This window comes from Nocardioides sp. Root151 (assembly GCF_001427925.1).
Lineage (GTDB): Bacteria > Actinomycetota > Actinomycetes > Propionibacteriales > Nocardioidaceae > Nocardioides.
Window position 1 is genome coordinate 701,668 of record NZ_LMGG01000007.1, and the last position, 26,864, is coordinate 728,531.

Annotated in this window: 19 protein-coding genes; 10 read left to right on the plus strand and 9 right to left on the minus strand. The window is 69.3% G+C overall.

The window, feature by feature from the left end; translation table 11 throughout:
* Positions 1-10: 10 nt before the first annotated feature.
* The 3 genes from trpS to ASD66_RS20850 are packed head-to-tail and all read left to right on the plus strand — an operon-like array spanning position 11 to position 2,666.
* The gene (trpS, locus tag ASD66_RS20840; protein WP_056678858.1) at positions 11-1,072 is read left to right on the plus strand and encodes a tryptophan--tRNA ligase; all 1,062 of its coding nucleotides are present in this window, start codon (positions 11-13) and stop codon (positions 1,070-1,072) included.
* Between the two features lie 9 nt (positions 1,073-1,081).
* Positions 1,082-1,603, plus strand: a complete 522-nt coding sequence (locus tag ASD66_RS20845; RefSeq protein WP_056892108.1) for a 2'-5' RNA ligase family protein — start codon at positions 1,082-1,084, stop codon at positions 1,601-1,603.
* A gap of 4 nt (positions 1,604-1,607) precedes the next feature.
* Complete coding sequence (locus tag ASD66_RS20850) at positions 1,608-2,666, plus strand: YihY/virulence factor BrkB family protein (RefSeq protein ID WP_056892109.1); 1,059 nt, start codon at positions 1,608-1,610, stop codon at positions 2,664-2,666.
* 59 nt (positions 2,667-2,725) lie between these two features.
* Here the strand turns inward: ASD66_RS20850 and ASD66_RS20855 are convergent, their stop codons facing one another.
* The 4 genes from ASD66_RS20855 to ASD66_RS20870 all read right to left on the minus strand — a co-directional run bounded on the left by ASD66_RS20855 (position 2,726) and on the right by ASD66_RS20870 (position 7,237).
* Positions 2,726-3,307 carry a hypothetical protein gene (locus ASD66_RS20855; RefSeq protein ID WP_056892110.1) on the minus strand — a complete coding sequence of 194 codons (582 nt, stop codon included), beginning with the start codon at positions 3,305-3,307 and terminating at the stop codon, positions 2,726-2,728.
* A 388-nt stretch (positions 3,308-3,695) separates the two neighbouring features.
* Positions 3,696-4,439, minus strand: a complete 744-nt coding sequence (locus tag ASD66_RS20860; RefSeq protein WP_056678846.1) for a succinate dehydrogenase/fumarate reductase iron-sulfur subunit — start codon at positions 4,437-4,439, stop codon at positions 3,696-3,698.
* A 26-nt stretch (positions 4,440-4,465) separates the two neighbouring features.
* A complete protein-coding gene (locus ASD66_RS20865; protein ID WP_082563613.1) occupies positions 4,466-6,520 on the minus strand; it encodes a fumarate reductase/succinate dehydrogenase flavoprotein subunit in 2,055 nt (684 codons plus the stop codon).
* Between the two features lie 15 nt (positions 6,521-6,535).
* Positions 6,536-7,237, minus strand: coding sequence for a succinate dehydrogenase cytochrome b subunit (locus ASD66_RS20870; RefSeq protein ID WP_056678843.1), 702 nt, complete (start codon positions 7,235-7,237; stop codon positions 6,536-6,538).
* Positions 7,238-7,387: 150 nt separating this feature from the next.
* On the opposite strand from ASD66_RS20870, the gene ASD66_RS20875 reads away from it, so the two are divergent.
* The 3 genes from ASD66_RS20875 to ASD66_RS20885 are packed head-to-tail and all read left to right on the plus strand — an operon-like array spanning position 7,388 to position 10,937.
* Positions 7,388-8,215, plus strand: coding sequence for a hypothetical protein (locus ASD66_RS20875; protein ID WP_235530185.1), 828 nt, complete (start codon positions 7,388-7,390; stop codon positions 8,213-8,215).
* A complete protein-coding gene (locus ASD66_RS20880) occupies positions 8,215-10,164 on the plus strand; it encodes a fumarate reductase/succinate dehydrogenase flavoprotein subunit (protein WP_235530186.1) in 1,950 nt (649 codons plus the stop codon). The genes ASD66_RS20875 and ASD66_RS20880 overlap by 1 nt, the downstream gene beginning before the upstream one ends.
* A complete protein-coding gene (locus ASD66_RS20885) occupies positions 10,161-10,937 on the plus strand; it encodes a succinate dehydrogenase/fumarate reductase iron-sulfur subunit (protein ID WP_056892111.1) in 777 nt (258 codons plus the stop codon). The genes ASD66_RS20880 and ASD66_RS20885 overlap by 4 nt, the downstream gene beginning before the upstream one ends.
* A gap of 116 nt (positions 10,938-11,053) precedes the next feature.
* Here ASD66_RS20885 and ASD66_RS20890 read toward each other — a convergent pair whose 3' ends face one another.
* Complete coding sequence (locus tag ASD66_RS20890) at positions 11,054-12,238, minus strand: YibE/F family protein (protein ID WP_235530187.1); 1,185 nt, start codon at positions 12,236-12,238, stop codon at positions 11,054-11,056.
* Positions 12,239-12,340: 102 nt separating this feature from the next.
* The gene (locus ASD66_RS20895) at positions 12,341-13,447 is read right to left on the minus strand and encodes a glycosyltransferase (protein WP_082599644.1); all 1,107 of its coding nucleotides are present in this window, start codon (positions 13,445-13,447) and stop codon (positions 12,341-12,343) included.
* Between the two features lie 150 nt (positions 13,448-13,597).
* On the opposite strand from ASD66_RS20895, the gene ASD66_RS20900 reads away from it, so the two are divergent.
* The 3 genes from ASD66_RS20900 to meaB are packed head-to-tail and all read left to right on the plus strand — an operon-like array spanning position 13,598 to position 18,590.
* Positions 13,598-15,424: a methylmalonyl-CoA mutase subunit beta gene (locus ASD66_RS20900; protein WP_056892112.1), complete on the plus strand. Its 1,827-nt coding sequence runs from the start codon at positions 13,598-13,600 to the stop codon at positions 15,422-15,424.
* A complete protein-coding gene (scpA, locus tag ASD66_RS20905; RefSeq protein WP_082599645.1) occupies positions 15,421-17,592 on the plus strand; it encodes a methylmalonyl-CoA mutase in 2,172 nt (723 codons plus the stop codon). Before ASD66_RS20900 ends, scpA begins: the two co-directional genes overlap by 4 nt.
* The gene (gene meaB / locus ASD66_RS20910) at positions 17,592-18,590 is read left to right on the plus strand and encodes a methylmalonyl Co-A mutase-associated GTPase MeaB (RefSeq protein WP_056892113.1); all 999 of its coding nucleotides are present in this window, start codon (positions 17,592-17,594) and stop codon (positions 18,588-18,590) included. The genes scpA and meaB overlap by 1 nt, the downstream gene beginning before the upstream one ends.
* Positions 18,591-18,737: 147 nt before the next feature.
* On the opposite strand, the gene ASD66_RS20915 is transcribed toward meaB, so the two are convergent.
* From ASD66_RS20915 to ASD66_RS20925, 3 genes are read right to left on the minus strand one after another with little or no spacing between them, the layout of a single operon-like run.
* Positions 18,738-19,016, minus strand: a complete 279-nt coding sequence (locus tag ASD66_RS20915; protein WP_056678831.1) for a hypothetical protein — start codon at positions 19,014-19,016, stop codon at positions 18,738-18,740.
* A gap of 14 nt (positions 19,017-19,030) precedes the next feature.
* Positions 19,031-21,766 (minus strand): alpha/beta hydrolase, encoded by a 2,736-nt coding sequence (locus ASD66_RS20920; RefSeq protein WP_056892114.1) that lies wholly within the window; start codon positions 21,764-21,766, stop codon positions 19,031-19,033.
* 4 nt (positions 21,767-21,770) lie between these two features.
* A complete protein-coding gene (locus ASD66_RS20925) occupies positions 21,771-22,148 on the minus strand; it encodes a hypothetical protein (protein WP_156388830.1) in 378 nt (125 codons plus the stop codon).
* A gap of 233 nt (positions 22,149-22,381) precedes the next feature.
* Between ASD66_RS20925 and ASD66_RS20930 the strand changes: the two genes are divergently transcribed.
* Entirely contained in the window at positions 22,382-26,767 is a 4,386-nt protein-coding gene (locus ASD66_RS20930) for an FtsK/SpoIIIE domain-containing protein (protein ID WP_056678821.1), read from the plus strand.
* Positions 26,768-26,864: the final 97 nt, after the last annotated feature.

The window sequence follows — 26,864 nt, forward strand, 5'->3', positions numbered from 1 at the left end:
GAATGCCCGCATGTCCACCTCGACCACCCCTCAGGTTGCTGTGGCCGGCGCCGGGACGGGCACTGCTCGCCCGCGGGTTCTCTCCGGCATCCAGCCCACCGCTGACTCGTTCCACTTCGGCAACTACCTCGGTGCCCTGCGCCAGTGGGTGGACCTGCAGGAGAACTACGAGCCGTTCTTCTTCATCGCCGACCAGCACGCGATCACGTTGGAGCAGGACCCGAAGGTGCTGCGTGAGCGGTGTCTTCGTGCGGCCGCCCAGCTGATCGCGATGGGCATCGACCCGTCCCGTGCGGCGATCTTCATCCAGAGCCAGGTGCCCGCCCACTCGCAGCTCAGCTGGGTGCTGCAGTGCCTGACCGGCTTCGGTGAGGCCCGACGGATGACCCAGTTCAAGGACAAGTCAGCCAAGGGGGGAGAGGGCGCCGCGTCCGTCGGGCTGTTCACCTACCCGATCCTCCAGGCCGCCGACATCCTGCTCTACCGGCCGCACTACGTGCCGGTCGGCGAGGACCAGCGCCAGCACCTGGAGCTGACCCGCGACCTCGCCCAGCGGTTCAACCACCGCTACAAGAAGACGTTCCGGCTGCCCGAGCCCTACATCCTCAAGGCGACCGCGAAGATCACCGACCTCCAGGACCCGGTCTCGAAGATGTCGAAGTCGGCGTCCTCGCCCAGCGGCATCATCGACCTGCTCGACGACCCCAAGGTGAGCGCGAAGAAGATCCGCTCCGCGGTCACCGACTCCGGGTCGGAGGTGCGCTTCGACGTCGAGGAGAAGCCGGGCGTCTCCAACCTGCTCACGATCTACTCGGCCCTGACCGGTCGCGCGATCGACGACATCGCGGGGTCGTACGACGGCAAGGGGTACGGCGACTTCAAGAAGGACCTGGCCGACGTCGTGGTCGAGTTCGTGACGCCGTTCCGGGACCGGACCCTCGAGCTGCTCGAGGACAAGGACACCCTCAGCGACGTGCTCGCCTCGGGTGCCGAGAAGGCGTCCGCGGTCGCGGAGAAGACCCTCGCCGACGTCTATGAACGGGTGGGCTTCGTGGCACCCGGCAGGCGTTAGGGTCGTTCCGTGTCGACCATTGGTGTTGCGATCGCCATTCCGGAGCCCTGGGCCACCCAGCTGCAGGACTACCGAACCTCCATCGGCGACGCCACGGCCACGATGATCCCGACGCACATCACGCTGGTGCCGCCGACAGAGTGCCACGACCTCGACCTGGTCGAGGACCACCTGCGCTCGGTGGCCGGGTCCGCAGCCCCGTTCACCGTGCACCTGCGCGGGACCGGGTCGTTCCGTCCGGTGTCTCCCGTGGTCTTCGTCGGTGTCGTGGAAGGCATCTCCGCGTGCGAGCAGCTGGCGTTCGCCGTACGCCGTGGCCCGCTGGCCAGCGAGCTCGAGTTCCCCTACCACCCGCACGTGACGATCGCCCACCACCTCGACGACCAGACGCTGGATCGTGCGTTCACCGAGCTGGCCGGCTTCGAGTGTCGCTTCCCCGCGGACGAGTTCCATCTCTACGTGCACGACGACCAGATCGGCTGGCAGGTGGACAGATCGTTTGCGCTGGGCGGCTCCGCCGTGATCGCCTGAACGCGTGCCTTCACTGAAAGAACGCCTCGACGAGCGCATCACCCGACTCCGGGCCCGACGTCCGATCTTCGACCACCTGATGCGGATGGTGGAACACTTCGGCAACGTCAAGGGCAACCTCCAGGCCGGTGCGGTGACCTACTTCGCGTTCCTGTCCTTCTTCCCGATCCTGGCCCTGGCGTTCTTCGTGGTCGGCTACGTCGCGAAGGTCTACCCCGACGCGCAGGACAACCTCACCGACGCCCTGACCGGTGTGCTGCCCGGCATGATCGGCAACGCCGACGGCCAGATCTCGCTGAAGGCGATCCAGGACTCGGCCGGTGCCGTCGGGCTGATCGGTCTGGCCGGTGTGCTCTACGCCGGACTCGGCTGGTTGTCCGGCATGCGTGAGGCACTGCTGGTGATGTTCGAGACGCCTCAGCGCGAACAGCCGAACTTCGTCGTAGGCAAGCTCCGCGACCTCGTCTCGCTCGCCCTGATCGGCCTGGTGATGATCCTCAGCGTGGCGGTCTCGAGTGTGATCGCCCGGTTCTCCAGGGAGTTGCTGGATCTGGTGGGTCTCGGTGTCGGCCTCGCGCCGTTGCTGCAGGTGATCTCGGTGGCGGTCGGGGTGGGCGCGAGCATGGTGCTGTTCTTCGCGATCTTCAAGTTGCTCGCGGACCCGGAGGTCCCGCGCCCCTCGCTGTGGTCCGGGGCCCTGCTCGGTGCGCTCGGGTTCGAGGTGCTCAAGCAGCTCTCGACGTTCCTGATCGCCTCGACCAAGTCGCAGCCGGCGTTCCAGGCGTTCGGGATCGCGCTGATCCTGGTGGTCTGGATCAACTACTTCTCGCGAGTCGTCATGTACGCCGCCGCCTGGGCCTACACCTCGACGGCAGCGCGGACCATCAGGGAGGCCCAGGCCCGCGAGCAGGAGGCCATCGAGGCTGCGGCCGAGGGACCCATCGGGCAGTTCGTCGTACCCACCGGGTCCAGTTCCTTCGTGCGCAGTCCCAAGGCCGCCTTCGTCGCCGGTGCGGGATCCATGCTCGCCGTGATCGGTGTGGTGCGTCGCAAGCGGGGCTGAGTCGTCAGATCCCCCGCGGCCCCGCGACCCCCGCCGACCCCACCGCCTCCCGAGGTTGCTCAGCCGGCGGGCAGGGACGACCCGAGCCAGGGAAGGGCTCCTGCGGCCGTAGGGATCAACGTCCATGGCCCGCCAGGGGGCGTGGGGACGAGCCGCCCGTGCAGGCTGGGGTACCACGGACCCGGTGGGTCCAGGGAGAACCGGGTCCTCTCGGCTCCGGCCACGTCACGGTGCGGAACGGCCGCCGTGACCAGTCCTCCGACCACGACGAAGCCACTCACCGTGGCGAGGAACGGCATCGGGTCCATACGCTGTGCGCGCAGCCGGAAGAAGAGCCGGGTGATGGCAGAGACCCGCCACCCATCACAGACTGCCGCCCGTCGTTCGGAGTCCGTGACGAGTCCGGAAACACGCGACGGGTCGATGCGGGCGACGAAGCATCCCTGCTGCAGCTCCGCCGGTAGCGCGGACTCAGGGACGGGCGGCCGCACGAGCGCCTGAACGGCCGCAGCGCGATAGAGCAGGCTTCCCCGCAGTCGCAGGGCGTCTCCTGCCAGACCGGCCTTGAGGGCGCGCCGGGCCGGCTCCCGGGCGAGGCCGAGTGCACCCAGCATCGTCGTTGCTTCCCGCTCGCTGATCATCACGGCATCGGAATCTGAAGCTTTTTCGGATGCGTGGGGTGTTGCTGAGTCGTCGTCTGCTGTCATGGCCCGACACGCTAGGCATGGCCACCGACACCCACACCGGCGCCGGCGGTCTGCTCGGCCCCGGAGCAGTCGGGCGTGCACTCGGTCTGATGGGCCGATTGGCCTCAACTACGCATGACAGAAGGAGCCAATCGGCCCGGCAGACGTAGTAGGAGACCGGCATGCCCTCGCGCGAGTGGCCCGCGGACAGGCAGACAGCACAAGGCCCGTAGGCAGCACGGGGCCCGTAGACAGCACGGGGCCCGTAGACAGCACGGAGCCCGTAGACAACACAGGGCCATCCGGAGATCCGGATGGCCCTGGTTGATCGATGCTGAACTGCTCAGCGACCGTGCTTCATCGCGGTGCGCAGGTCCTTGTTGAGCTGGGAGATCACGTCGAGCGGGATCTCCTTGGGGCAGGCCGACGTGCACTCACCGATGTTGGTGCAGCCACCGAAGCCCTCGTGGTCGTGCTGGGCGACCATGTTCACGACGCGCTTGTCGCGCTCGGCCTGGCCCTGGGGGAGCTGGCCGAGGTGGGTGATCTTGGCACCCATGAACAGGGAGGCCGAGCCGTTCGGGCACGCGGCCACGCAGGCGCCACAGCCGATGCAGGTGGCCATGTCGAACGCGCGGTCCGCGTCCTCCTTGGGCACCTGGACCGAGTGCGCCTCGGGTGCGGAACCCGTGTTCACCGAGATGTAGCCACCCTGCTGGATGATCCGGTCGAACGCGCCACGGTCGACGACGAGGTCCTTGAGCACCGGGAACGCGTCGGCACGCCACGGCTCGATGGTGATCGTCTCGCCGTCCTTGAACGACCGCATGTGCAGCTGGCAGGTCGTGGTGGTGACGGGTCCGTGCGCCTGGCCGTTGATCATCAGGCCACACATGCCGCAGATGCCCTCGCGACAGTCCGAGTCGAACGCGACCGGGTCCTCGCCGGCAGCGTTGAGCTGCTCGTTGAGCACGTCGAGCATCTCGAGGAACGACATGTCCTCCGAGACGTCCTCGACCTGATAGGTGTGCATCTTGCCGGGGGACGTGGCGTCGGGCTGGCGCCAGATGTTCAGGGTCAGCTTCATACCGGTCTTCGTTCCGTCTGGCGCGCTCACTTGTAGCTCCGCTGCTTCATCTCGATGGCGGTGTAGGTCAGGTCTTCCTTGTGCAGGATCGGCTTCTCGCCGTCCGCGACGAACTCCCAGGCCGCGACGTAGGCGAACGCGTCGTCGTGACGCAGCGCCTCGCCGTCCTCGGTCTGGCTCTCGGCACGGAAGTGTCCACCACAGGATTCGCGGCGGTTCAGCGCGTCGATGCACATCAGCTCACCGAGCTCGATGAAGTCGGCCACCCGGCCGGCCTTCTCGAGGCTCTGGTTGAGGCTGTCGGCGGTGCCGAGCACCTTCACGTTGCGGTAGAAGTCGTCCTTCAGGGTGCGGATGAGGTCGATCGCCTTCTTCAGGCCGTCCTCGGTCCGCTCCATGCCGCAGTACTCCCACATGATGTGGCCGAGCTCGCGGTGGTAGGAGTCGACGCTCCGGGTGCCGCCCACGGTGAGGAAGTGGTTGATCCGCTCCTCCACCGCGGCCTTCGCCTCGACCACGGCCGGGTGCGACTCCTCGAGCTTCTCGAAGGGTCCGTCGGCAAGGTAGTCGCGGATCGTGTGCGGGAGCACGAAGTACCCGTCGGCCAGGCCCTGCATCAGTGCGGAGGCACCGAGACGGTTGGCGCCGTGGTCGGAGAAGTTCGCCTCGCCGGTCACGAACAGGCCCGGGATCGAGCTCTGCAGGTCGTAGTCGACCCACAGGCCGCCCATGACGTAGTGCACGGCCGGGTAGATCCGCATCGGGGTCTCGTACGGGTCCTCGCCGGTGATCCGGGCGTACATGTCGAAGAGGTTGCCGTACTTCTCCTCGACCGCGTCACGGCCGAGTCGGCCGATCGCGTCGGCGAAGTCGAGGTAGACGCCACGGCGTACGCCCTCCACCTCAGGACCGACACCACGGCCGTCGTCGCACTGGTACTTCGCGGCGCGGGAGGCGATGTCGCGGGGGACCAGGTTGCCGAAGCTCGGGTAGATCCGCTCCAGGTAGTAGTCGCGGTCCTCCTCGGGGATCTCGCGCGGGTCCTTGGCGCAGTCGGCCTTGTTCTTCGGGACCCAGATCCGGCCGTCGTTGCGCAGCGACTCCGACATCAGGGTCAGCTTCGACTGGTGCGGGCCCGAGACCGGGATGCAGGTCGGGTGGATCTGCGTGTAGCAGGGGTTGGCCATGTAGGCGCCCTTGCGGTGTGCCCGCCACGCGGCGGTGACGTTGCAGCCCATCGCGTTGGTCGACAGGTAGAAGACGTTGCCGTAGCCGCCGGAGGCGAGTACGACGACGTCGGCGAGGTGGGTCTCGATCTCGCCGGTCACCATGTCGCGCACGATGATGCCGCGGGCCCGGCTCTGACCGGCCTCGTCCTCCGCGACGATGACCTCGAGCATCTCGTGCCGGGTGTACGTCGTGACGGTGCCGGCGGCAACCTGGCGCTCGAGGGCCTGGTAGGCGCCGATCAGCAGCTGCTGTCCGGTCTGTCCGCGCGCGTAGAACGTGCGGGAGACCTGGACGCCACCGAACGAGCGGTTGTCGAGCAGGCCGCCGTACTCGCGGGCGAACGGGACGCCCTGGGCGACGCACTGGTCGATGATGTTGGTGCTGACCTCGGCGAGGCGGTAGACGTTCGACTCGCGCGAGCGGTAGTCGCCGCCCTTGACGGTGTCGTAGAAGAGACGGTGGACCGAGTCGCCGTCCTCCTTGTAGTTCTTGGCCGCGTTGATGCCGCCCTGGGCCGCGATCGAGTGCGCGCGACGCGGGGAGTCCTGGTAGCAGAAGGACTTCACGTTGTAGCCGGCCTCGCCGAGTGTGGCCGCGGCCGAGGCGCCGGCCAGACCGGTGCCGACGATGATCACGTCGAGCTTGCGACGGTTGGACGGGTTGACCAGGCGGGCCTCGAACTTGCGCGTGCTCCAGCGCTGGTCGATCGGGCCGGTCGGTGCCTTGGCGTCGACGATCGGCTCGCCCGGCGTGTAGTAGTCGATCGCGTCGTCGATCAGGTCCGGGTCGATCGTGGGAGCGTCCGCGTGCGAGTCGACGTCGGAGGAGAACTCGGAATGAGAGTCAGTCATTTGTGCGATCAGTCCTTAGTCGACGATGCCGAGGAGGATGGACAGCGGCACCAGGGCGAAGCCGCCGGCGATCACCACTGCGAGGAATACACCGGCGAAGTTCGCGCGGGCACGGCTCTTGGCGTTGTTGGTCAGGCCGAGGGTCTGGCAGGCACTCCACACGCCGTGGCGCAGGTGCATGGCCAGGGCGCCCATGGCGAGCAGGTAGATCACGGTGACCCACCACATCTCGGGCTGGAACGAGCTCACCACGCGCTCGTACGGCGAGTCCTTGTCGCCGTTGACGTTGATGGTGCGGGTCGTGAAGTGCAGCAGGTGGAAGATCACGAACAGCAGCAGCGTCACCCCGCCCCAACGCATCATCTTCGAGCTGAGCGTCGCTGCGACGGCCTTCTTCACGACGTACTTCTGGGTGCGCGCCCTGTTGGCACGGCCCCAGAGCGTGAAGGCCGCGTAGGCGTGGCCGATGATCGACAGCAGGAGTACTGCGCGGATGATCCACAGCAGTCCCTCGTGCGGGAGCATCGGCTCCCCGAAGGTCCGCAAGTGGTGCGCGTACTCGTCAAAGGCTTCCTGGCCGGCGAAGACCTTGAGGTTGCCGTACATGTGCAGCAGCACGTAGCCGATGAAGACCAGGCCGGTGACGGCCATCAGGAGCTTCAGTGCGATCGTCGATCGCGTCGACCGGCTGCCTTTTACTAGAGTCGGGATTGCCACGGTGGCACGGTACCGCTCCAGATCGGGCCATGGGAGTTGAGGCCGCCCTAACCGGGTGTGAGATTCCCCCCGTTACTCGTGGGTTGGAACTTTTGCCGGGTCGGTTCGTTCTTTGCGCGCGGCCCCTTCCACTCGACGCGACTTCCTGCCATGGTCATTCAGAACATGAACTCGGAGGTGGCGATGGCGTCGACCGACGCAGGGGTGACTGGGCCCACCAGGGCGCGTATCGAAGAGAAGACACTGCGCGAGGACAGATGGTGGCTCGCCCCGCTGGCCACGTTCATCGTGTTCACCGCGTTCGTCATCTACGCCACCTGGCGGGCGTTCATGGGCTCCGACTACTACGCCTCGCCGTACCTCTCGCCGTTCTACTCTCCCTGCCTGGGTGACTGCGTCGACGGTGCGTCCGACTTCGGCCAGCCGTTCCGGGCGTTCCCGCTCTCGGCCGCCCTGATCATCCTGATCTTCCCGCTCGGCTTCCGGATGACCTGCTACTACTACCGCAAGGCCTACTACCGGGCGTTCTGGCTCTCGCCGCCCGCGTGCGCCGTCGCCGAGCCGCACAAGTCCTACTCCGGCGAGACCCGGCTGCCGCTGATCCTCAACAACCTGCACCGTTGGTTCTGGTACGCCGCCATGGTGGTCGCCGTCGTCCTCACCTACGACACGGTGCTCGCGTTCCGCAACGAGGACCACGAGTGGGGCCACATGGGCCTCGGCACCCTGCTGATGATCGTGAACGTCGCGCTGATCTGGCTCTACACCCTGTCGTGCCACTCGTGCCGCCACGCGGTCGGCGGCCGGTTGAGACATTTCTCGAAGCATCCGGTGCGCTACAAGCTGTGGACCTGGGTGTCCCGGTTGAACGGCAGTCACGCGAAGTTCGCGTGGTACTCCCTCTTCTCGGTCGCGCTGGTGGACCTCTACGTCTACCTGCTGGCGACCGGGACGATCGACGACGTGAGGTTCTTCTGATGGGCTCGGCACACGAGGGAACGCGGCACCCGATGACCGGCAACGAGATGTCGGGCAGTTCCCGAGGGGGGATGGAGCACCACACCTTCGACGTGGTGGTGCTCGGCGCGGGCGGCGCCGGGCTGCGGGCGGCCATCGCGGCCCACGACGCCGGCGCCAGGGTGGCGATCGTGTGCAAGTCGCTGCTCGGCAAGGCCCACACCGTGATGGCCGAGGGCGGCATCGCCGCGTCGATGGGCAACGTCTACCCCGACGACAACTGGCAGGTGCACTTCCGCGACACCATGCGCGGCGGCAAGATGCTCAACAACTGGCGGATGGCCCAGCTGCACGCGCAGGAGGCACCCGAGCGGGTGATGGAGCTCGAGGACTGGGGCGCACTCTTCGACCGCACCGACGACGGGCTGATCTCCCAGCGCGACTTCGGCGGCCACAAGTACGCGCGCCTGGCGCACGTCGGGGACCGCACCGGCCTCGAGATGATCCGCACCCTCCAGCAGCGAGCGGTGGCCCTCGGCATCGAGGTGTTCATGGAGTGCACCGTCACCGACATCCTCAAGGACGGCGACCGGGTCGCCGGGGCCTTCGGCTACTGGCGCGAGACCGGCCGCTTCGTCACCTTCGAGGCACCCAGCGTGATCCTCGCGACCGGGGGCATCGGCAAGTCGTTCAAGGTCACCTCGAACTCCTGGGAGTACACCGGTGACGGTCACGCCCTGGCGCTGCGGGCCGGCGCCAGCCTGATCAACATGGAGTTCGTGCAGTTCCACCCGACCGGCATGGTCTGGCCGCCGTCGGTGAAGGGCCTGCTGGTCACCGAGTCGGTGCGCGGCGACGGCGGCATCCTCAAGAACTCCGAGGGCACCCGCTTCATGTTCGACTACATCCCCGATTTCTTCAGGGCGGAGACGGCCGACACGATCGAGGAGGCCGATCGCTGGTACGACGACAAGAAGAACAACCGGCGCCCACCCGAGCTCCTGCCACGCGACGAGGTGGCCCGCGCGATCAACTCCGAGATCAAGGCCGGGCGCGGCACCCCGCACGGTGGCATCTACCTCGACATCGCGTCGCGGCGCAGCCCTGAGTTCATCCGCCGCCGGCTCCCGTCGATGTACCACCAGTTCAAGGAGCTGGCCGACGTCGACATCACGGCAGAGCCGATGGAGATCGGGCCCACCTGCCACTACGTGATGGGCGGTGTGGAGGTCGACGCCGACACCGAGCTGAGCGCCGTCACCGGCCTGTACGCCGTGGGCGAGTGCTCCGGCGGCATGCACGGGTCGAACCGGCTCGGCGGCAACTCGCTCTCCGACCTGCTGGTCTTCGGCCGACGCGCCGGCGAGAGCGCTGCTGCGTACGCCGTCTCGACGGCCAGCGCACCACCCGCGATCGACCCGGTCGACGTGAAGGCCGCGGAGGCCAGCGCCCTGGCGCCGTTCGACGTCGCCGCCGACGCCCAGGGAGGCGGGGAGAACCCCTACACGATCCAGCACGACCTGCAGCAGTCGATGAACGACCTGGTCGGGATCATCCGCACCGCCGACGAGCTGAGCGCCTCGCTCGGCGCGATCGAGGAGTTCAAGCAGCGGGCCAGCCGGATGGTCGTCGAAGGACACCGCCAGTACAACCCTGGCTGGCACCTCTCGCTCGACCTGCGCAACATGCTGCTGGTCAGCGAGTCCATCGCCAAGGCGGCCCTGTCCAGGCAGGAGTCCCGCGGCGGACACACCCGCGACGACTTCCCCGGACCCGACCCCGTGTGGGGCACGAAGAACCTGGTGGTGACGCTTCACGCCGACGGTGCCGGGGTCGACCTGCACGAGAAGCCGCTGCCGGAGATGCCCGCCGAGCTGCGGACGTTCTTCGAGGAGCCGCCAGCTGCCGGGGAGCCCAAAGCTCCGTCGGTCGAACCTGTCGAGACCCCCGAGGAAGGGAAACAGTCATGAGCTACGACCTCAAGATGCGCGTGTGGCGCGGCGACAGCGACGGCGGCGACCTCGGGGACTACACGGTCTCGGTCGAGACCGGCGAGGTCGTGCTCGACGCGATCCACCGGCTGCAGGCGACCCAGGCCGGCGACCTCGCCGTCCGGTGGAACTGCAAGGCCGGCAAGTGCGGGTCCTGCAGCGCCGAGATCAACGGCCGCCCCCGACTGATGTGCATGACCCGGCTCTCCGACTTCGACGAGTCCGAGACGATCACGGTCACCCCGATGCGGGCATTCCCGGTGATCCGCGACCTGGTCACCGACGTCTCGTTCAACTACGAGAAGGCCCGCGAGCTGCCCGGCGTCGAGCTCGGCCCGCGCGACGCAGACAACAAGCGCCGCATGATGCAGGTCGACGTCGAGCGCGGCCAGGAGTTCCGCAAGTGCATCGAGTGCTTCCTGTGCCAGGACACCTGCCACGTCATCCGCGACCACGAGGACAACAAGCAGGCCTTCGCCGGGCCGCGGTTCTTCCTCCGGTACGCCGAGCTCGACATGCACCCGCTCGACACCCACGACCGGCGGGCCCTCGCCCAGGAGGCGGCCGGCATCGGCATGTGCAACATCACCAAGTGCTGCACCGAGGTCTGCCCCGAGGGCATCAAGATCACCGACAACGCGATCATCCCGATGAAGGAGCGCGTCGTCGACCGCAAGTTCGACCCGCTGGTGTGGCTGGGCGACAAGATCGGCCTCCGCAACAAGGACAACGACGGCCGCGTCGAGCCCTGAGCTCCGTTGGTCGAGTGCCGGCGAGGAACGAGCCGGTGTGTCGAGACCCCGGACCTGAGGCAGCCCGCCGGGCTCCGCGGCCGTCGTACGGCGACTGCCCTGATCAGCACTTCCCTCTAGCCGGGCTCGACCGGCTCGGAGTCGACCGGACCTGACACGGTCAGCGCGGCGATCGCCGTGGTCGCGGGCACGGCCAGCACGAGACCGATTGCCGAGGCCAGGGTGCGGACCACCTCGGCGGCGATGCTCTCGTCGTACAACGTGTCCATCAGTGGCCGGTCGTAGAGCGAGAGCAGCATCAGCACCGCCAGCGCCGTGCCGGCGTAGGCGAACACGATCGTGTAGATCGTGGAGGCGATGTGGTCGCGGCCGATCCGCATGCCGCTGGTGAACAGCTGCGTGCGCGTCATGCCGGGTGCCGCGGCCCGCAGCTCCCACACCGCGGACGACTGCGTGATCGTCACGTCGTTGAGCACGCCGAGGCCGGCGATGATCACGGCACAGGTCAACAGCCCCTGGAAGTTCAGGTCCGGTGCGTTGAGCATGAGGTATGCGTTCGTCTCGTCGGCGACGCCGCTCAGCCGGGCTGCGTCGACGCCCCACAGGCCGAGCAGCGTGATGATCGCGATGCCGCTCAACGTGCCGGCCAGGGCAGTGCTGGTGCGGATCGACACCCCGTGGGTCAGGTAGAGGACGACGAACATGATCGCGCTCGAGCCGACCAGCGCGACCCCGATGCCGGAACCGCCTTCGAGCAGTGCGGGCAGCATGAACTTGGCGACCACGAACCCGGCGAAGACCAGGCCGAGCAGGGCCATCACTCCGCGCAGCCTGGCCACGATCGCGACCACGAGCACGAAGGCCAGCGCCATCGCGCCCAGCGGGAAGTTGCGCTCGGCACCGACCCAGCCGTACGTCGGTTCGGCACCCTCCCTCGGGGTCTTGGCCAGCTTGACCTTGTCGCCCTTCTCGAGGCCGGACTTCGCGACGTACGGCGGCACCTGGATCACGACGTCGGCGCCGTCAACCGACGCGGTCAGCTCGTTGCAGTGCTCGGGGAACGACTCGTTCTCGCCGGGTGGCAACGAGGGGTCGGCCACGATGACGGGGCACGGGTCGCTGACCGAGACCACCGTCGCCTGCGGGAACGTGGTGCCGGCTGCGGAGTACTGCACGGCCTCGGGGCGGTCGCCGTCCCCGGGCCACAGGGCGAAGAGCCCGGCCACGGTGCCCAGGGCCACGAGTCCGAGCAGGCCAAGGAGCAGCAGCCGGGGGAGCACCCCCACCGCGACGTCCGGCACCGGGCCACCGTGCGAGTGCCCGTGCCCGTGTCCGGGTCCGGAGCTGCGTTTCGAGTGAGAGCTGTGTGCACCGGCCATGGCTGAATCCTGCCCGAGTGCAGGTCAGGCGACGCGGACGCCCCTCCCACGCCCGTTGGTCGAGGAGGTCGCGCGGCGACCGTCTCGAGACCACCCGTACTGCTCGGCCACCAGCTCGTCGACCGCGTCGACCCAGCTGCGCTGCACCGCGAGCTCGCGTCCGCGGGCTCCCAGCAGGCCGCGTCGGGTGTCGGCGGCGAGGCTGGCGACGGCCTCACGGAATCCGGTGGCGGAGGTGGGGTCGTGGAACAGGCCGGTCTCGAGGTGGCGCAGCACGTCGAGGGCGCCACCGGAACGAGGGGCGACGAGCGGTACGCCGGACGCGGCCGCCTCGCGCAACGCGTGGGAACAGGTCTCGAACTCCCCGGGGTGCACCAGCACGTCGAGGGAAGCCATTGCGGTGACCAGGTCGCCGGGCTCGACGGCGCCGGTGAACTTCGCGTCGGGCAGGTGGGTCTCCAGCCAGTGGCGTTGCGGTCCGTCGCCGATGACGACCAGCCGGATCCCCGGCAGGGAGGCCAGCTCGGCCAGTCGGCGTACGCCGTGGCGCTTGTGCAGGCTGCCGACGTACCCGACGACCACCCGGGGGACCGGCTCGACCGTGCGGCGCGACCAGCGGTCGTGCAGGTAGGAGTCGCGCAGGGCGGGACTCCACGCGGCCACGTCGACGCCCGGCGCCCACACGGGGGCCTCGACGCCGAGCACGCCGAGGCGGGCGCGCATCCACTCGCAGGTCACGACCACCTGGTCGGCGCGGGCGTGGACGGTACGCAGCCAGTGCTCCGCGGTGAGGGCCGGCACCGGCGACTGCTGCACGACGATCGTCGGCCGGTCCTGGAGCTGGGCGTGCTTGAGCGCCTTGCGGCCGAGGATGCCCGGGGAGGCCACGTGCACCAGGTCGGGGCCGAAGCCGGCGAGCGCGGCGGCCACCTGGCGACCGGGCTTGTCGAGGGGGCGGATCCGGGCCACCGGCGACGAGCGGTAGGTGGCCAGCCCGGGGCCGGGCGCGATGATCTGAACCTGGTGACCGAGGTCGACCAGCCGGTCCACCACCTGCTTGGTGGTGCGCGTCGTGCCGTCCACGGCGGGGTAGAACGACTCGGTGACGATGGAGATCCGCTGAGGTTCCATGGGTCGATCGTGACCGGTCCGGGACAACGCGACGCGAACACGGGGTGGCGTGCGGACGTCGGCCAGGTACCCGAGGGCAGTTACTGTCCAGTTGATGGGAGATCTCACATCGAGTGGCCGTCAGGCTGTGGGTTCCCTATTGTGCGGACCATGACATCTGGCCCTGATCCGGACCGCCTCGCCCTGGCTGGTCCCGAGGACCAGCACTCCGCCGCGGACTGGGAGAAGAGCACCGCGGCCGTGCTGCGCAAGACCCGCAAGCTTGCCGACGACGCCCCCGACGCCGCCGTCTGGGAGAAGCTCGCGCGGCGGACCCTCGACGGCATCTCGGTCGCACCGATCGGCACCCTCGACTCGGTCGCCGGCCTCGCCCCGACCGGCGTACCGGGCGCGGCTCCCTTCACCCGCGGCCGCCTGGCCGCACGGCCCGAGATCGGCTGGGACATCCGCCCCTACCTCTTCGGTCTGGACGCGAAGGCCCTGAACGAGGCGGCGTTGGTCGACCTGGAGAACGGCTCGACGTCCCTGTGGCTCGAGGTCGGTACGACGCTCACGGCGGCGGACCTCGAGGCCGCCCTGGAGGGCGTGTTCATCGACCTGGCCCCCGTGGTGCTCGACGCCCCCGAGGACCCGTTCGCCGCCGCGGAGGCGCTGGCTGCGCTCTACGCCGACCGCGGCGTCACCCCGGCCGAGGGCACGAACCTGGCCGCCGACCCGATCGCCGCGCAGGTGCGCGGTGAAGGCGCCATCTCGCTCGACGTGCTCGACCTGGTGGCCGCCAAGGCCGAGGAGATCGGTGCCCTGGGCGTCGTCGTCGACGCGACCGCCGTGCACGACCTCGGTGCCTCCGACGCGCAGGAGCTGGCCTACAGCCTCGCCGTCGGCGCGACCTACCTCCGCCACCTGACCGCGAACGGCCGCTCGGTGGCCGATGCGCTGCGCCTGGTGGAGTTCCGCTACGCGGCCACCGACGAGCAGTTCCCGACCATCGCGAAGTTCCGCGCAGCCCGCCGCCTCTGGTCGCGCGTGGCGGAGCTGAGCGGCCTGGCCCCCGCCGACCAGGGCGACGGCCAGCGCCAGCACGCGGTCACCTCGCGCCCGATGATGAGCAAGTACGACCCGTGGGTGAACATGCTGCGCACCACGGTGGCCTCGTTCGCCGCCGGTGTCGGTGGCGCGGACGCCGTGACGGTGCTGCCGTTCGACTCCGCCCTCGGCATCCCCGACGCGTTCGGTCGCCGGATCGCCCGCAACACCGGGTCACTGCTGATCTCCGAGTCCCACGTCGCCAAGGTCGTCGACCCGGCCGGTGGCTCGTACGCGGTAGAGAAGCTGACCGACGACCTGGCCGAGGCGGCCTGGGCGGAGTTCGGCCGCATCGAGGAGGCGGGCGGAATCCTGGCCGCGCTCGAGGACGGCTCGTTCCAGTCGCGGATCGACGCGGTGGTGGCCGAGCGTGACGACCAGATCGCCCACCGCACCCGCCCGTTGACCGGCATCAGCGAGTTCCCGAACCTCGGCGAGGCCCTGCCCGAGCGTCCGGGGCACCCGGCCATGGACGCCGTACGCCGCTACGGTGCGCCGTTCGAGGCCCTGCGCGACGAGCCCGCCGCGACCCCGGTCTTCTTGGCCACGATGGGCAGCGTCGCCTCGCACACCGCCCGCGCCACCTTCGCCAGCAACCTGTTCGCCGCGGGTGGCATCAGTGTGGTCGTGGCCGGTGCCACCGACGGCGTCGACGCCGTGCTCGCGGCGTACGACGGCCAGCCGGTCGTCTGCCTGGCCGGCGCCGACCCGACGTACGCCGAGTGGGGTGCCGACCTGGTCGCCAAGCTGCGCGAGGCCGGTGCGCGTCACGTGGTGCTGGCCGGCAAGGCCGGCGACAAGACCGTTTCCCCAGACCTGGTTGACGATTCGGCCGCGGTCGGTGTGGACGCACTCACCTTCCTGAACACCACGAGGGAGCACCTCGCATGAGCACCGTCCCGAAGAGCTTCGCTGGCCTGCCGCTGGTGGAGGAGGTTGCGCAGCAACCGTCTCGAGACCCACGGACCGAGAGCGCCGCCGAGCCCTGGCAGAGCCCCGAGGGCATCCCGGTGCTACCGGTCTACGGCCCCGAGCACCTCGAGGGCCTCGACGCCCTCGACACGTGGCCGGGCCTGAGCCCGTTCCTGCGCGGGCCCTACCCGACGATGTACACCACCCAGCCGTGGACGGTCCGCCAGTACGCCGGCTTCTCGACCGCCGAGGAGTCCAACGCGTTCTACCGCCGCAACCTCGCGGCCGGGCAGAAGGGCCTCAGCGTCGCGTTCGACCTGGCCACGCACCGCGGCTACGACTCCGACCACCCGCGGGTGCGCGGCGACGTCGGCATGGCCGGTGTGGCGATCGACTCGATCTACGACACCCGCACCCTCTTCGACGGCATCCCGCTCGACACGATGTCGGTGTCGATGACCATGAACGGTGCCGTGCTGCCCGTGCTGGCGCTCTACATCGCCGCCGCCGAGGAGCAGGGGGTGAAGCCGGAACAGCTCGCGGGGACCATCCAGAACGACATCCTCAAGGAGTTCATGGTCCGCAACACCTACATCTACCCGCCGGCGCCGTCGATGCGGATCATCTCCGACATCTTCAGCTACACCTCGGCGAAGATGCCGCGCTTCAACTCGATCTCCATCTCCGGCTACCACATCCAGGAAGCCGGGGCGACGAACGACCTCGAGCTCGCCTACACGCTGGCCGACGGTGTGGAATACATCCGCGCGGGCCTCGAGACCGGCATGACGATCGACCAGTTCGCGCCGCGGCTCAGCTTCTTCTGGGCGATCGGCACGAACTTCTTCATGGAGGTCGCGAAGATGCGTGCCGCGCGTGCCCTGTGGGCCCGCCTGGTGCGCCAGTTCGACCCGGCCAACCCGAAGTCGCTGAGCCTGCGCACGCACTCGCAGACCTCCGGCTGGTCGCTGACCGCACAGGACGTCTTCAACAACGTGCAGCGCACCGCGATCGAGGCGATGGCCGCGACCCAGGGCCACACCCAGTCGCTGCACACCAACGCCCTCGACGAGGCGATCGCGCTGCCGACCGACTTCTCGGCCCGCATCGCCCGCAACACCCAGCTGCTGCTGCAGCAGGAGTCGCGGACCACCGAGATCATCGACCCGTGGGCCGGTTCCTACTACGTCGAGCGGCTCACGCACGACCTTGCCGAGCGCGCCTGGAAGCACATCCAGGAGGCCGAGAAGGCCGGTGGCATGGCGGCCGCGATCGAGCAGGGCATCCCGAAGATGCGCATCGAGGAGGCGGCGGCCCGCACCCAGGCCCGCATCGACTCGGGCGCGCAGAAGCTGATCGGGGTCAACACCTACCGGCTCGCCGCCGAGGACCAGCTCGACGTCCTCAGGGTCGACAACGACGACGTCTACAAGCAGCAGATCGCCAAGCTCGAGCGGCTCCGTGCCGAGCGCAACGACGACGACGTACGCCGTTCGCTGGAGGCCCTGACGAACTCGGCCGAGCGGGGTGCCAGCAAGGGCTCGCTCGACGGCAACCTGCTCGCCCTGGCCGTTGACGCGGCTCGTGCGAAGGCCACCGTGGGCGAGATCTCCGAGGCTCTCGAGAAGGTCTACGGTCGGCACCAGGCCGTGATCCGTACGATCAGCGGTGTGTACAGGTCCGAAGCCTCCGAGGGCGGCAACTCCGCGGTCGACGCGGTCGTCGCCGCGACCGAGAAGTTCGAGGAGGACGAGGGCCGTCGCCCCCGCATCCTCGTCGCGAAGATGGGCCAGGACGGCCACGACCGCGGGCAGAAGGTCGTGGTCACCGCCTTCGCCGACATGGGCTTCGACGTCGACGTGGGTCCGCTGTTCTCCACGCCCGAGGAGGTCGCGCAGCAGGCCGTGGACGCCGATGTGCACATCGTCGGTGTGTCCTCGCTCGCCGCGGGCCACCTCACGCTGCTGCCTGCCCTCAAGCAGGCACTGGCCGACCTCGGGCGTCCCGACATCATGATCGTCATCGGCGGGGTCATCCCGCCCGACGACGTGGAGACCCTCAAGGAGATGGGCGCGGCCGCCGTGTTCCTCCCCGGCACGGTCATCGCGGAGTCCGCGATCGACCTGCTGGAGAAGCTCTCCCACTGATGTCTCGCCGGCAGGTCGACGTACCCGCGCTCGTCGCAGGCGTCCGTGAGGGGCAGCGTGCCGCGGTGTCGCGGGCGATCACCCTGGTCGAGTCGTCGCGTCCCGACCACCGTGTGGCCGCGCGCGAGCTGCTCGCCGAGCTGACCCCCGACTCCGGTGGCGCCGTGCGGGTCGGCATCTCCGGCGTGCCCGGCGTCGGCAAGTCGACCTTCATCGAGGCGCTCGGCATGACCCTGGTCGAGGCCGGGAGCAAGGTCGGCGTACTCGCCGTGGACCCGTCGTCGGTGCGCACCGGCGGCTCGGTGCTCGGCGACAAGACCCGGATGGCGCGGCTCTCGGCCAGCCCCGGCGCCTACATCCGTCCGTCGCCGTCGGCGGGCACCCTCGGTGGCGTGGCCCGCGCGACGACGCAGGCAATGATCATTCTCGAGGCGGCCGGACACGACGTCGTGCTCGTCGAGACCGTCGGTGTCGGCCAGTCCGAGGTGACCGTGGCCGGCATGGTCGACACCTTCCTGTTCCTCACCCTGGCCCGCACCGGCGACCAGCTGCAGGGCATCAAGAAGGGCATCCTCGAGATCGCCGACGTGATCGCGGTCAACAAGGCCGACGACGCAGGCGGTCACAACGCGGGCGAGAGCGAGGCCCGGGTCGCGGCCCGTGAGCTGGCCGGCGCGATGCGCCTGGTGCAGGGCAAGGGGGAGTGGGCGCCTCCGGTGGTGACCTGCTCCGGCCTGACGAACATCGGCGTCGACGACGTCTGGCAGCGCGTTCTCGACCACCGCGAGCACCTCGGCGAGAAGGGCCTGGCCCGCAAGCGTGCCGACCAGCAGCTCGACTTCACCTGGGCACTGGTGCGCGACGAGCTCGCCGAGCGCCTGCGCCGCTCACCGGGTGTGGCCGCCGTGCGTGACGACGTACGCACCGCGGTGCTGGCCGGCGACATGGCCGCGCCCGAGGCCGCCGACCGCATCCTCGCGGCCTACGACGAACACTGACCCGTCGCCAGTTCCGATCGACCTGTCGCCAGTTTCGGTCGACCTGTCGCCAGTTTCGGTCGACCCGTCGCGAATGTTCCCCGTTCGGGATGAACTGGCGACAGGTCAACTTGAACTGGCGACGGGTCGACTTGAACTGGCGACAGGTCAACTGCCGTTGTCGACGTCGGTCAGGTCGAGGTACTGGGCGTTGGTGTTGCCGGCGATGACCGCCGAGCTGTCGCTCAGGATCTCCAGGACGCTTCGCCAGGACCGCTGGAAGTTTCCCGCGTCGTCGGAGATCTCCGGGCGGAACTCCCCGGCGCCGGACGAGATCTCCTCCTGCAGCGCGCGCAGGTCGAGCGCGGCGCCGTTCAGTGACTGGCTGGTCGAGCTGAACCGGGTGCGCACCACCCGCGCCGCCTCTTCGGTCATGCGTGTCGCCATCGTTGCCTCCTCGGTCAGAGATGCCAGTTGCCCGGGTTGAGCTTGCTCTTGCTGATGCTCTCGCCCACGTCCTCCAGGGCTTCACGACCGTCGTCGAGCGCCTCTCGTCCGCCTTCGATCACGTTGCGACCTCCCTCGACCACGTGGTCCACGGTGGTGAGGGTCCCGACGGTCAGCTCGGCGATCGTCTCGATCACCTCTTCCTTCGCCTTCTCCGTGGTGAGGTGGAGGGCCGTCCTGAGAATGGCCGGCGTGGACTTGACGAGGGTGATGGTCTTCTTGACGCCGTCGACCGTGGTGTAGATGACGTCAGCGGTGTCGAGGAGGCCCTCCATGCCGGGGAGAACGTTCACGGCGAGCTCGCTCAGCTTGGTCAGGCCACTGTCGGTGACGTTGCCCAGGATGTCGGCGAGATGCTCGTTGGCACCGTCGGGCACGTTCAGGTTGAACGTGAACGGCCCGCCGAAGGGACCGGGTCCCGGGAGCGGGATGGTGATCGGAATGCTGAGGTCGTCGAGCTGGTCGAAGTCACCGACCTTGTCGCGCACGATGTCGCCGACCAGGTCTCCCGTCTTGTCGGCGAACCCCGCGTCGATGAGCGCCTGCTCCAGCTCCTGCTCGGTGAGGTGCTCGCCGAGCTGCGAGTCGCTCATCGCAGTCCGGATCAAGTCGGTCAGCTCCGGGATGTCATCGAAGCCGGGCTTCGTGCCGCCCTCCACGATGTTCTGCAGCCTGGTCTCGAGGTGCGACACGAAGCGCTCGAGGTTCTCGTTGGGGACCTCGGCCTGGAGCTCGTCGACCAGGGCGCGGAGGTTCTCGTTGTAGGGGCCGGCCAGTCCGTCCTCGTCGAGCGGGTTGCCGCCCTCGACCAGGAAGTTGCCCGGGCCGTTGTAACCGTCGGGGCGCACCGTCCAGCCCTGGAGCACCCCGGCGATGTTGATCAGGGACTGCGTCTTCCTGTTGGTGTACTGCGAGTGACCGGTCACGTCCTCCGGGCCCGACCAGTCCGTGTCCAGCCGGATGATGCCTTCCATGTCGACCGGGTCCGTGCCGTGGCCGGCAGTGATGGAGACCGGGTCGCCGGGGGCACGGAGGGCGTAGATCGGGATGTCGTCGGGGATGCCGAGGTCGTCCCTGGTCTTGATGTTCTCGCCGAGCCCGGGGGAGCCGAAGAGCACGACCCGGTCGGGGCGCATCCCCGCCTGGAGCGCCTTCGAGGTGACCAGGGTGCCGTAGCTGTGGGCCATGATCGAGAGCTCCGACCCCTCGGCCCGGACCAGCCCGTCGGTGAAGCTCTTCAGGTTCGCCCCACCGATCTCGGCCTTCTCGGTCGACGAAGCGTCCTTGAACTCGGGAGTGTCGTAGCCCAGCCAGGCGATGGTGGCGCTGTCGGGGGCCATCTCGTGGGTGTTGATCGCCTTGTCGAGCGTGGCGTCGAAGTTGTCGATCCGGTTCGTGATGCCGGGAACCACTGTGCCGACGTACTTGGCCTTGTCCAGGTTGCCCATCACCGCAGCCAGCCTGCCGTCGTCGGTGACCTTGTCGCCGTCGTACGTCGGTGGCACGAAGACCAGCGTCTGATAGGGCCGCTGCACCTTGGCGCCTGTGTCCGGGTCGACGTAGTCGGCCTTGCCCGAGAGGAGCTCCTCGAGCATGTCGATGCGGCCGTTGAGACGGGTGTACTCGGCCCACCCGTCATCGTCCTTGCCGGGTGGCGGGTCCCAGTACTTGGCGAGCTGCTCCTTCTCGGCCTCGATCCCGGCGGTCAGGTTGACCCGGTTCGCGGCGTAGCGCGCCTGGTTGGGAATGCCGTCGAGGTTGCCGACGCGCTCGGCGTCGAGGATGGCCAGGAGGGACAGGTCGGTGGGGTCGAGGCCCGAGGCCCACTTGGTGATTGCCTCGGAGCGGGCCTTGTCGTCGAGCCCCTCCAGCTCGGCGAGCTTGTCGTCCAGCGCCGCCACCAGCTCCTTGCCGTGCTCCTTGTCGAAGTCGGCGGGGACTTCGAGGCCATGGGTCTTGAGGGCGTTTCGCCACTCCTCCTCCTCGGCCACCGCGTCGTAGTGACCGTCGGTGAGGGGCAGGTCGGTGAGAAGCGCTTCCTTCGCCTGCGCGCGCCACTGGGTGAGGGACAGGACCCTGCCCCGGTTGGAGATCGGGCCGTTCGGATCCAGCGCCGGCGCCTTCACGAGGAGATTCTCGCGGAACTCCCGGGCAGCATCGCGGGTGTCGCGTCGGAGGTCGGCCTGCAGGTCCTCGAACTCCGTGGTCAGCCTGGCCTGTGCCGCCGACATGGCCGACGCGGCGGCCCGGGTCTGTCCGCCGTTGATCTTCCGGATGCGGACCTCGTCGGCGATGTCGATCTCACCGGACCTGGTTGCCTCCTTGACCGCCTTGGCCTGGTCCGAGCTGGCCTGGGCGAGTGCCGCCTTGTGGTCGGCGACGGTCTCCGCCCATCGCCTGTTCAGCGAGGGGAGCTGCTCGAGGGCGTCGTCGTAGAGGGTGGCCAGGTGGTTGGCGGCCCGCATGGCGCTCTTCACCTTGGGCCTCGCGCTGGTGAGCGTCTCGCCGAGCGTGGTCATCTCGGACTTCACCTTGCTGGCCGGTGGGCCGGTCCACTGGTCGCCGATCTGGTCGGGTGTGGCGACCACCTTGGGTGCCCGCTCGTCGAGCATGGTCACGATCCGCTTCAGGCGTCGACCAGCGGCCCGGAGAGACTCCGGGTCGACGTCGAGGCTGAAGTGGTCGGTCATCGGGTCACTGGTCGGGGTCGTCCAGGCACGCGGTCTCGCCGCCGGCCTCGAGAAGCCCGTTCTTGCGCAGCGTCAGACCGGCGGTGAAGGCATCTCCGCTGAAGGACAGCTGATCGCCGACTGCGGTCGAGTCGGGTCCGGCGACCTCGAGACCGCGGCCGGTGAGCGTCGTGCGTGCCGACTCCATGACCGTGGCCGGATCGGCGGCAGAGGCCGTGGCCGAGTAGCTGAACTTGATCTTGTTCCGCTCGTTGCCGCCCGGACCTCCGCAGGGCACGGGGCGGCCCTGCTCGCCCTTCTCGATGGTGCCGGGCTGGGCGACCTCGTTCAGGAGGTCGAGGCTGACCTTCTCGAGTGCCGCGTAGGCCTCATCGGGTGTCATGTCGGATTCCTTCCCGGAGGGCGAGTCGTCGTCCGTGCCGCAACCGGAGAGGACGAGGGTCAACGAAACAAGGACCAAGCTGGCTCTGCGAATCATCTGGGCACCCTACGTCGCGCGGATCGGTCCTGAGCTCAGCGTCTTCCCCGGCCTTGCACATCGAAACGTCTGTCGTGCGAATGTGACGCGTGACGGCATACTGACCGCCAGGCATCCTCGGGGAAGGTGGGTACGACGTGCGGCTGACGCTCACGCTGCTGGACGGGCGCAACGGCCGCGCTGTCAACGCTGTCGTCGACAGTGACGCCGAGGCGCCCGTGGGAGCCCTGCTGCCTCCGCTCCTGGACCTCCTCGGTGAGCAGGTGCATCCGGACTTCGCGAAGCGAATCCCCTTGTGGGTCGACGGCCAGCGGGTCGACCCGGCCACCCCGACGGGGGAGGCCGGTGTCCACGCCGGATCGGTGGTCGCGCTGTTCGAACCGGCTGACCGGATCACCCGGGCGGTCCCCTCCGGGGTGGCGGAGCTGCGCGTGGTGGCCGGGCCGGGGGCCGGGCGCATTCACCGACTGCCACTCGGCCACACCACCATCGGCTGCGGTTCGCCGGAGTGGTCGCTGCCCGACGTACGCCTGCCACCTGCCGCGCTCCGCGTCGACGCCACCCCTGACGGGTCGGTGACGGTCGAGGTCGCAGACGGTGTCGTCGCCTCGCTCGAGGAGGTCGAGATCACCGAGGCCACCGCGTGGCCCGAGGGTGGGCATCTCCTGATCGGCGACACCGTGCTGGCCCGGGCACCGCTCGGCTCGGGCCGCGCCGACGTGGCGATGAACGCCGCCGAGGCCCTGATCGAGTTCAACCGCCCACCCCGGATCATGCCGCCGCCGCGGGAGCGGGCCTTCCACATGCCGACGAGGCCGGAGGAGCCGCGCGGGCGTCCGCTGCCGTGGGTCATGGTGCTGGCGCCGGCCGTGATGGCCGTGCCGATGGCCCTGCTCCTCGACAACATGCGCTACCTGCTCTTCGGCCTGATGTCGCCGCTGCTCGCGCTGGCGAACTTCATCAGCGACAAGGTCTACAACCGCAAGGAGTATCGCCAGAAGGTCGTCGAGTACGACGCCACAGTCGTGGCGCTGGAGAAGCGGATCGCGGCAGCCCGGGTGCTCGAACGCACGGAGAAGCGCTTCGAGCTTCCCGACCCCGCAGACTGGATCAGCCAGGCGATCGGTCCGGGCCCTCGGTTGTGGGAGCGGCGACCCGACGATGGCGACCACCTCCGGCTGCGGCTCGGGCTGACCGAGATGGCTCCCGAGCTGACCGTGGAGCAGCACCACGACAAGAGCGAGGAGGCCCCGGAGCTGCCGCCGCTCGTGGCCGTGCCCACCTGGTTGGGGCTCGCCCAGCTGGGCGTCATCGGTGTGGCCGGCAACCCCGAGGCCGCCGTACCTCTCGCGTCCTGGCTGATCGCCCAGGTCGCCCTGCTGCACAGCCCTCGCGACGTCAGGCTCGTGGTGATCAGCGACCATGCCGGCGAGGAGAAGTGGGACTGGGTGCGCTGGCTCCCGCACGCCCGCGACGAGGCCGACGGGGTGAGTGCGGCGGTCGGGACCCGGCAGGAGTCGGTCGGCAGGCGGCTCAACGAGATCCTCGCCGTGATCGAGCAACGTGAGGCGAGCGGCGCCGCGAAGAGCAAGGATCGGGTCGGACCCGATTACGTCGTCTTCCTCGACGGCGCGCGCCGACTCCGCGCCCTGCCGGCCGTCGTCGAGCTGCTCCGCCGAGGCCCCCTCGTCGGCGTCCGGGTGATCTGCCTTGATGCGGAGGCCCGCCAGCTCCCGGCCGAGTGCAAGGCCGTGGCCGTGATCGAGACCGACGGCCTGCGGATCCATGAGACGACCGCCGAGGACACCTTGGGCGTCGTACCCGACCTCGTCGAGCCGACGTGGTGCGAGACGGTGGCCCGCTGCCTGGCTCCGCTGCGCGACACCACGCCCCAGGAGGACTCGGCCGGCCTGCCCTCGTCGGCGCGGCTCCTCGAACAGATCGACCTCGACCCGCCGACCCCGCAGGGCATCGCGCTCCGCTGGGCCGGCAGCCCGACCACCGACGTGGTGGTCGGTGCCGGGTACGACGGACCGTTCCGCCTCGACCTGCGACGCGACGGCCCCCACGCGCTGGTGGCCGGTACGACGGGCTCCGGAAAGTCCGAGCTGCTGCAGACACTGGTCGCCTCGCTCGCCGTGGCCAACCGGCCGGACGACCTCACCTTCGTGCTCGTCGACTACAAGGGCGGGTCGGCGTTCAAGGACTGTGCCCGGCTCCCGCACACCGTGGGCATGGTGACCGACCTCGACACGCACCTCGTGGGTCGGGCGCTGGTCTCGCTCGGTGCCGAGCTGCATCGCCGGGAGCACCTGCTCGCCGGCCCGGGCGCCAAGGACCTCGAGGACTACTGGGCCCTGCGCGGCAAGCAACCGGACCTGCCGCCCATCCCGCGGCTGGTCCTGGTGATCGACGAGTTCGCCAGCATGGTCGCCGAGCTGCCGGACTTCGTGAACGGCCTGGTCTCGATCGCCCAGCGAGGTCGCTCGCTCGGCATCCACCTGGTGCTCGCCACCCAACGACCCAGTGGCGTGGTGTCCGCGGACATCAAGGCCAACACCAACCTGCGCATCTCGCTGCGGGTCACCGACGCTGGCGACAGTGAGGACGTCATCGACTCCTCGGACGCGGCGATGATCGGCAAGCACCAGCCGGGTCGCGCCTACGTGCGCAGTGGGGCCTCCACGCTGATGCCGTTCCAGAGCGGTCGTGTCGGCGGCCGCAGCCCGGACGCGACGGCACAGGAGCAACCGGAGTTCGTCGAGCCCCTGGCGTGGGCGGTCGACTGGGACCACCTCGGCCTGCCGCTGCCGGCACGTCCCACGGACAAGTCCGTGGAGACCGACGAGGCCGACACCGACCTCTCGGCGCTGGTCGACGCAGTGGGCAGCCTGACCGACCGGATGGCGATCCCGCCGGCCCACCGCCCGTGGCTCGACGCGCTCCCCGACCTGATCACCCTGGGCGACCTGCCGTCCCTGCCGGAGGAGGAGCGCGACCCGCGACTGCCTCCTCCGGCGGCCTGGGGGCTGATCGACCTCCCGGCCGAGCAGGCGCAGCGCCCGGCGGTGTTCCAGCTCGGGCGCAACGGCAGCCTCTACGTCCTCGGCGGCCCGCGCAGCGGACGGTCCACGGCGTTGCGCACCTTCGCCGGGGCACTCGCCGACGCGGTGCCGGTGGCCGACCTGAGCATCTACGGACTCGACTGCGGAAACGGCGCGCTGCTCGGCCTGCAGGCGCTGCCCCACACCGGCGCGGTGGTCAGCCGGACCCAGACCAGCCGGGCCGGGCGCCTGATCGACAGGCTCACCGCCCTGGTCGACGAACGACAGGCGCTGATGGGACGCGTCGGGGTCTCGGACCTGGCCGAGCTGCGCGAAGGCATGCCGCAGGACGAGCGGCCGCCGTACGTCGTCTTCCTGCTCGACCGCTGGGACGGCTTCATGGCGACCCTGGGGGAGGTCGACGGAGGCCGGATGGCGGAGCAGGTGCAGAACCTGCTCCGCGACGGACCCTCGGTCGGCGTCACCGTCGTGGTCTCCGGCGACCGGACCCTGGTCAGCGGCCGGATGGGGCCGCTGGTGGAGGACAAGCTGGTGCTCCGGCTGGCCGACAGGGACGAGTTCAGCTCCGCCGGCATCCAGGCCAAGCAGGTGCCGGAGAACATGCCGGACGGTCGCGCGCTCACCCCGGACCCGGTCGTCGAACGCCAGATCGCGTTGCTCTCTGCGGAGGTCAGCGGCGCCGGACAGAACGCGGCACTGCGAGAGATCGCGCTGCGCAACGAGGCACGTGATGCCGACGTACCCGCGGCACAGAGGCCCTTCCAGCTGCGGGAGCTGCCCGACCTGGCCGCTCACGACGGCGACACGGAAGAGCTGCTGCGTGATGCGGCCGCGTCGGTCCGTGACGGCCTCCTGCCGTTCGGCATCGGAGGCGACGAGCTTGCCCTGGTCAGCCTTGACCTGTCCGGTGCCGGGACGGCGGTGATCGCCGGACCCTCGAAGTCGGGGAAGACCGCGGCACTGAGGTTCGTGGCGGCCGCGGCCCGGGCAGCGGGCGTGCCGGTGAAGGGAGTCCTCGGCGTCGGCAACGCTCTCGCGGACGAGCTCGGCGAGGAGGCGCTGGTCGACCACCACACGATGAGCGTGGAAGAGATCGACACCTGGATCGCGGCACTGCCCGCCGGGGGAGTGCTGCTGGTCGACGACGGCGACATGATGCGCAGCGGCAACGTCGGCGAGGCCCTCGATGACGTCGTGTCCCTGGCCAGGGCCAGGAACTGGCGGATCGTCGTGGCCGGCGACGTCAACGACCTCGGGAGCGGCTACAGCGGTTGGGTGTACGACGCCCGCAAGTCGCGGCAGGGCCTGTTGCTGTCGCCCCAGAGCGCAAGTGACGCGGACATCTACGACGCCCGCATGGCGCGCAGCCTGGTGATGTCGAAGACACATCCCGGCCGGGGAGTGGTGCTGGACTCCGGTGGCAACGCGACCGTGGTCCAGGTGCCGTTCCGCGCCTAGCGCCGTGGCCTGAGCGAATGGGTCGCCGTGCTCCGAGCGAGAGCGTCAGCCGAAATGTCGAACGGGGCGGCACCCACCGGGTGCCGCCCCATTCCGG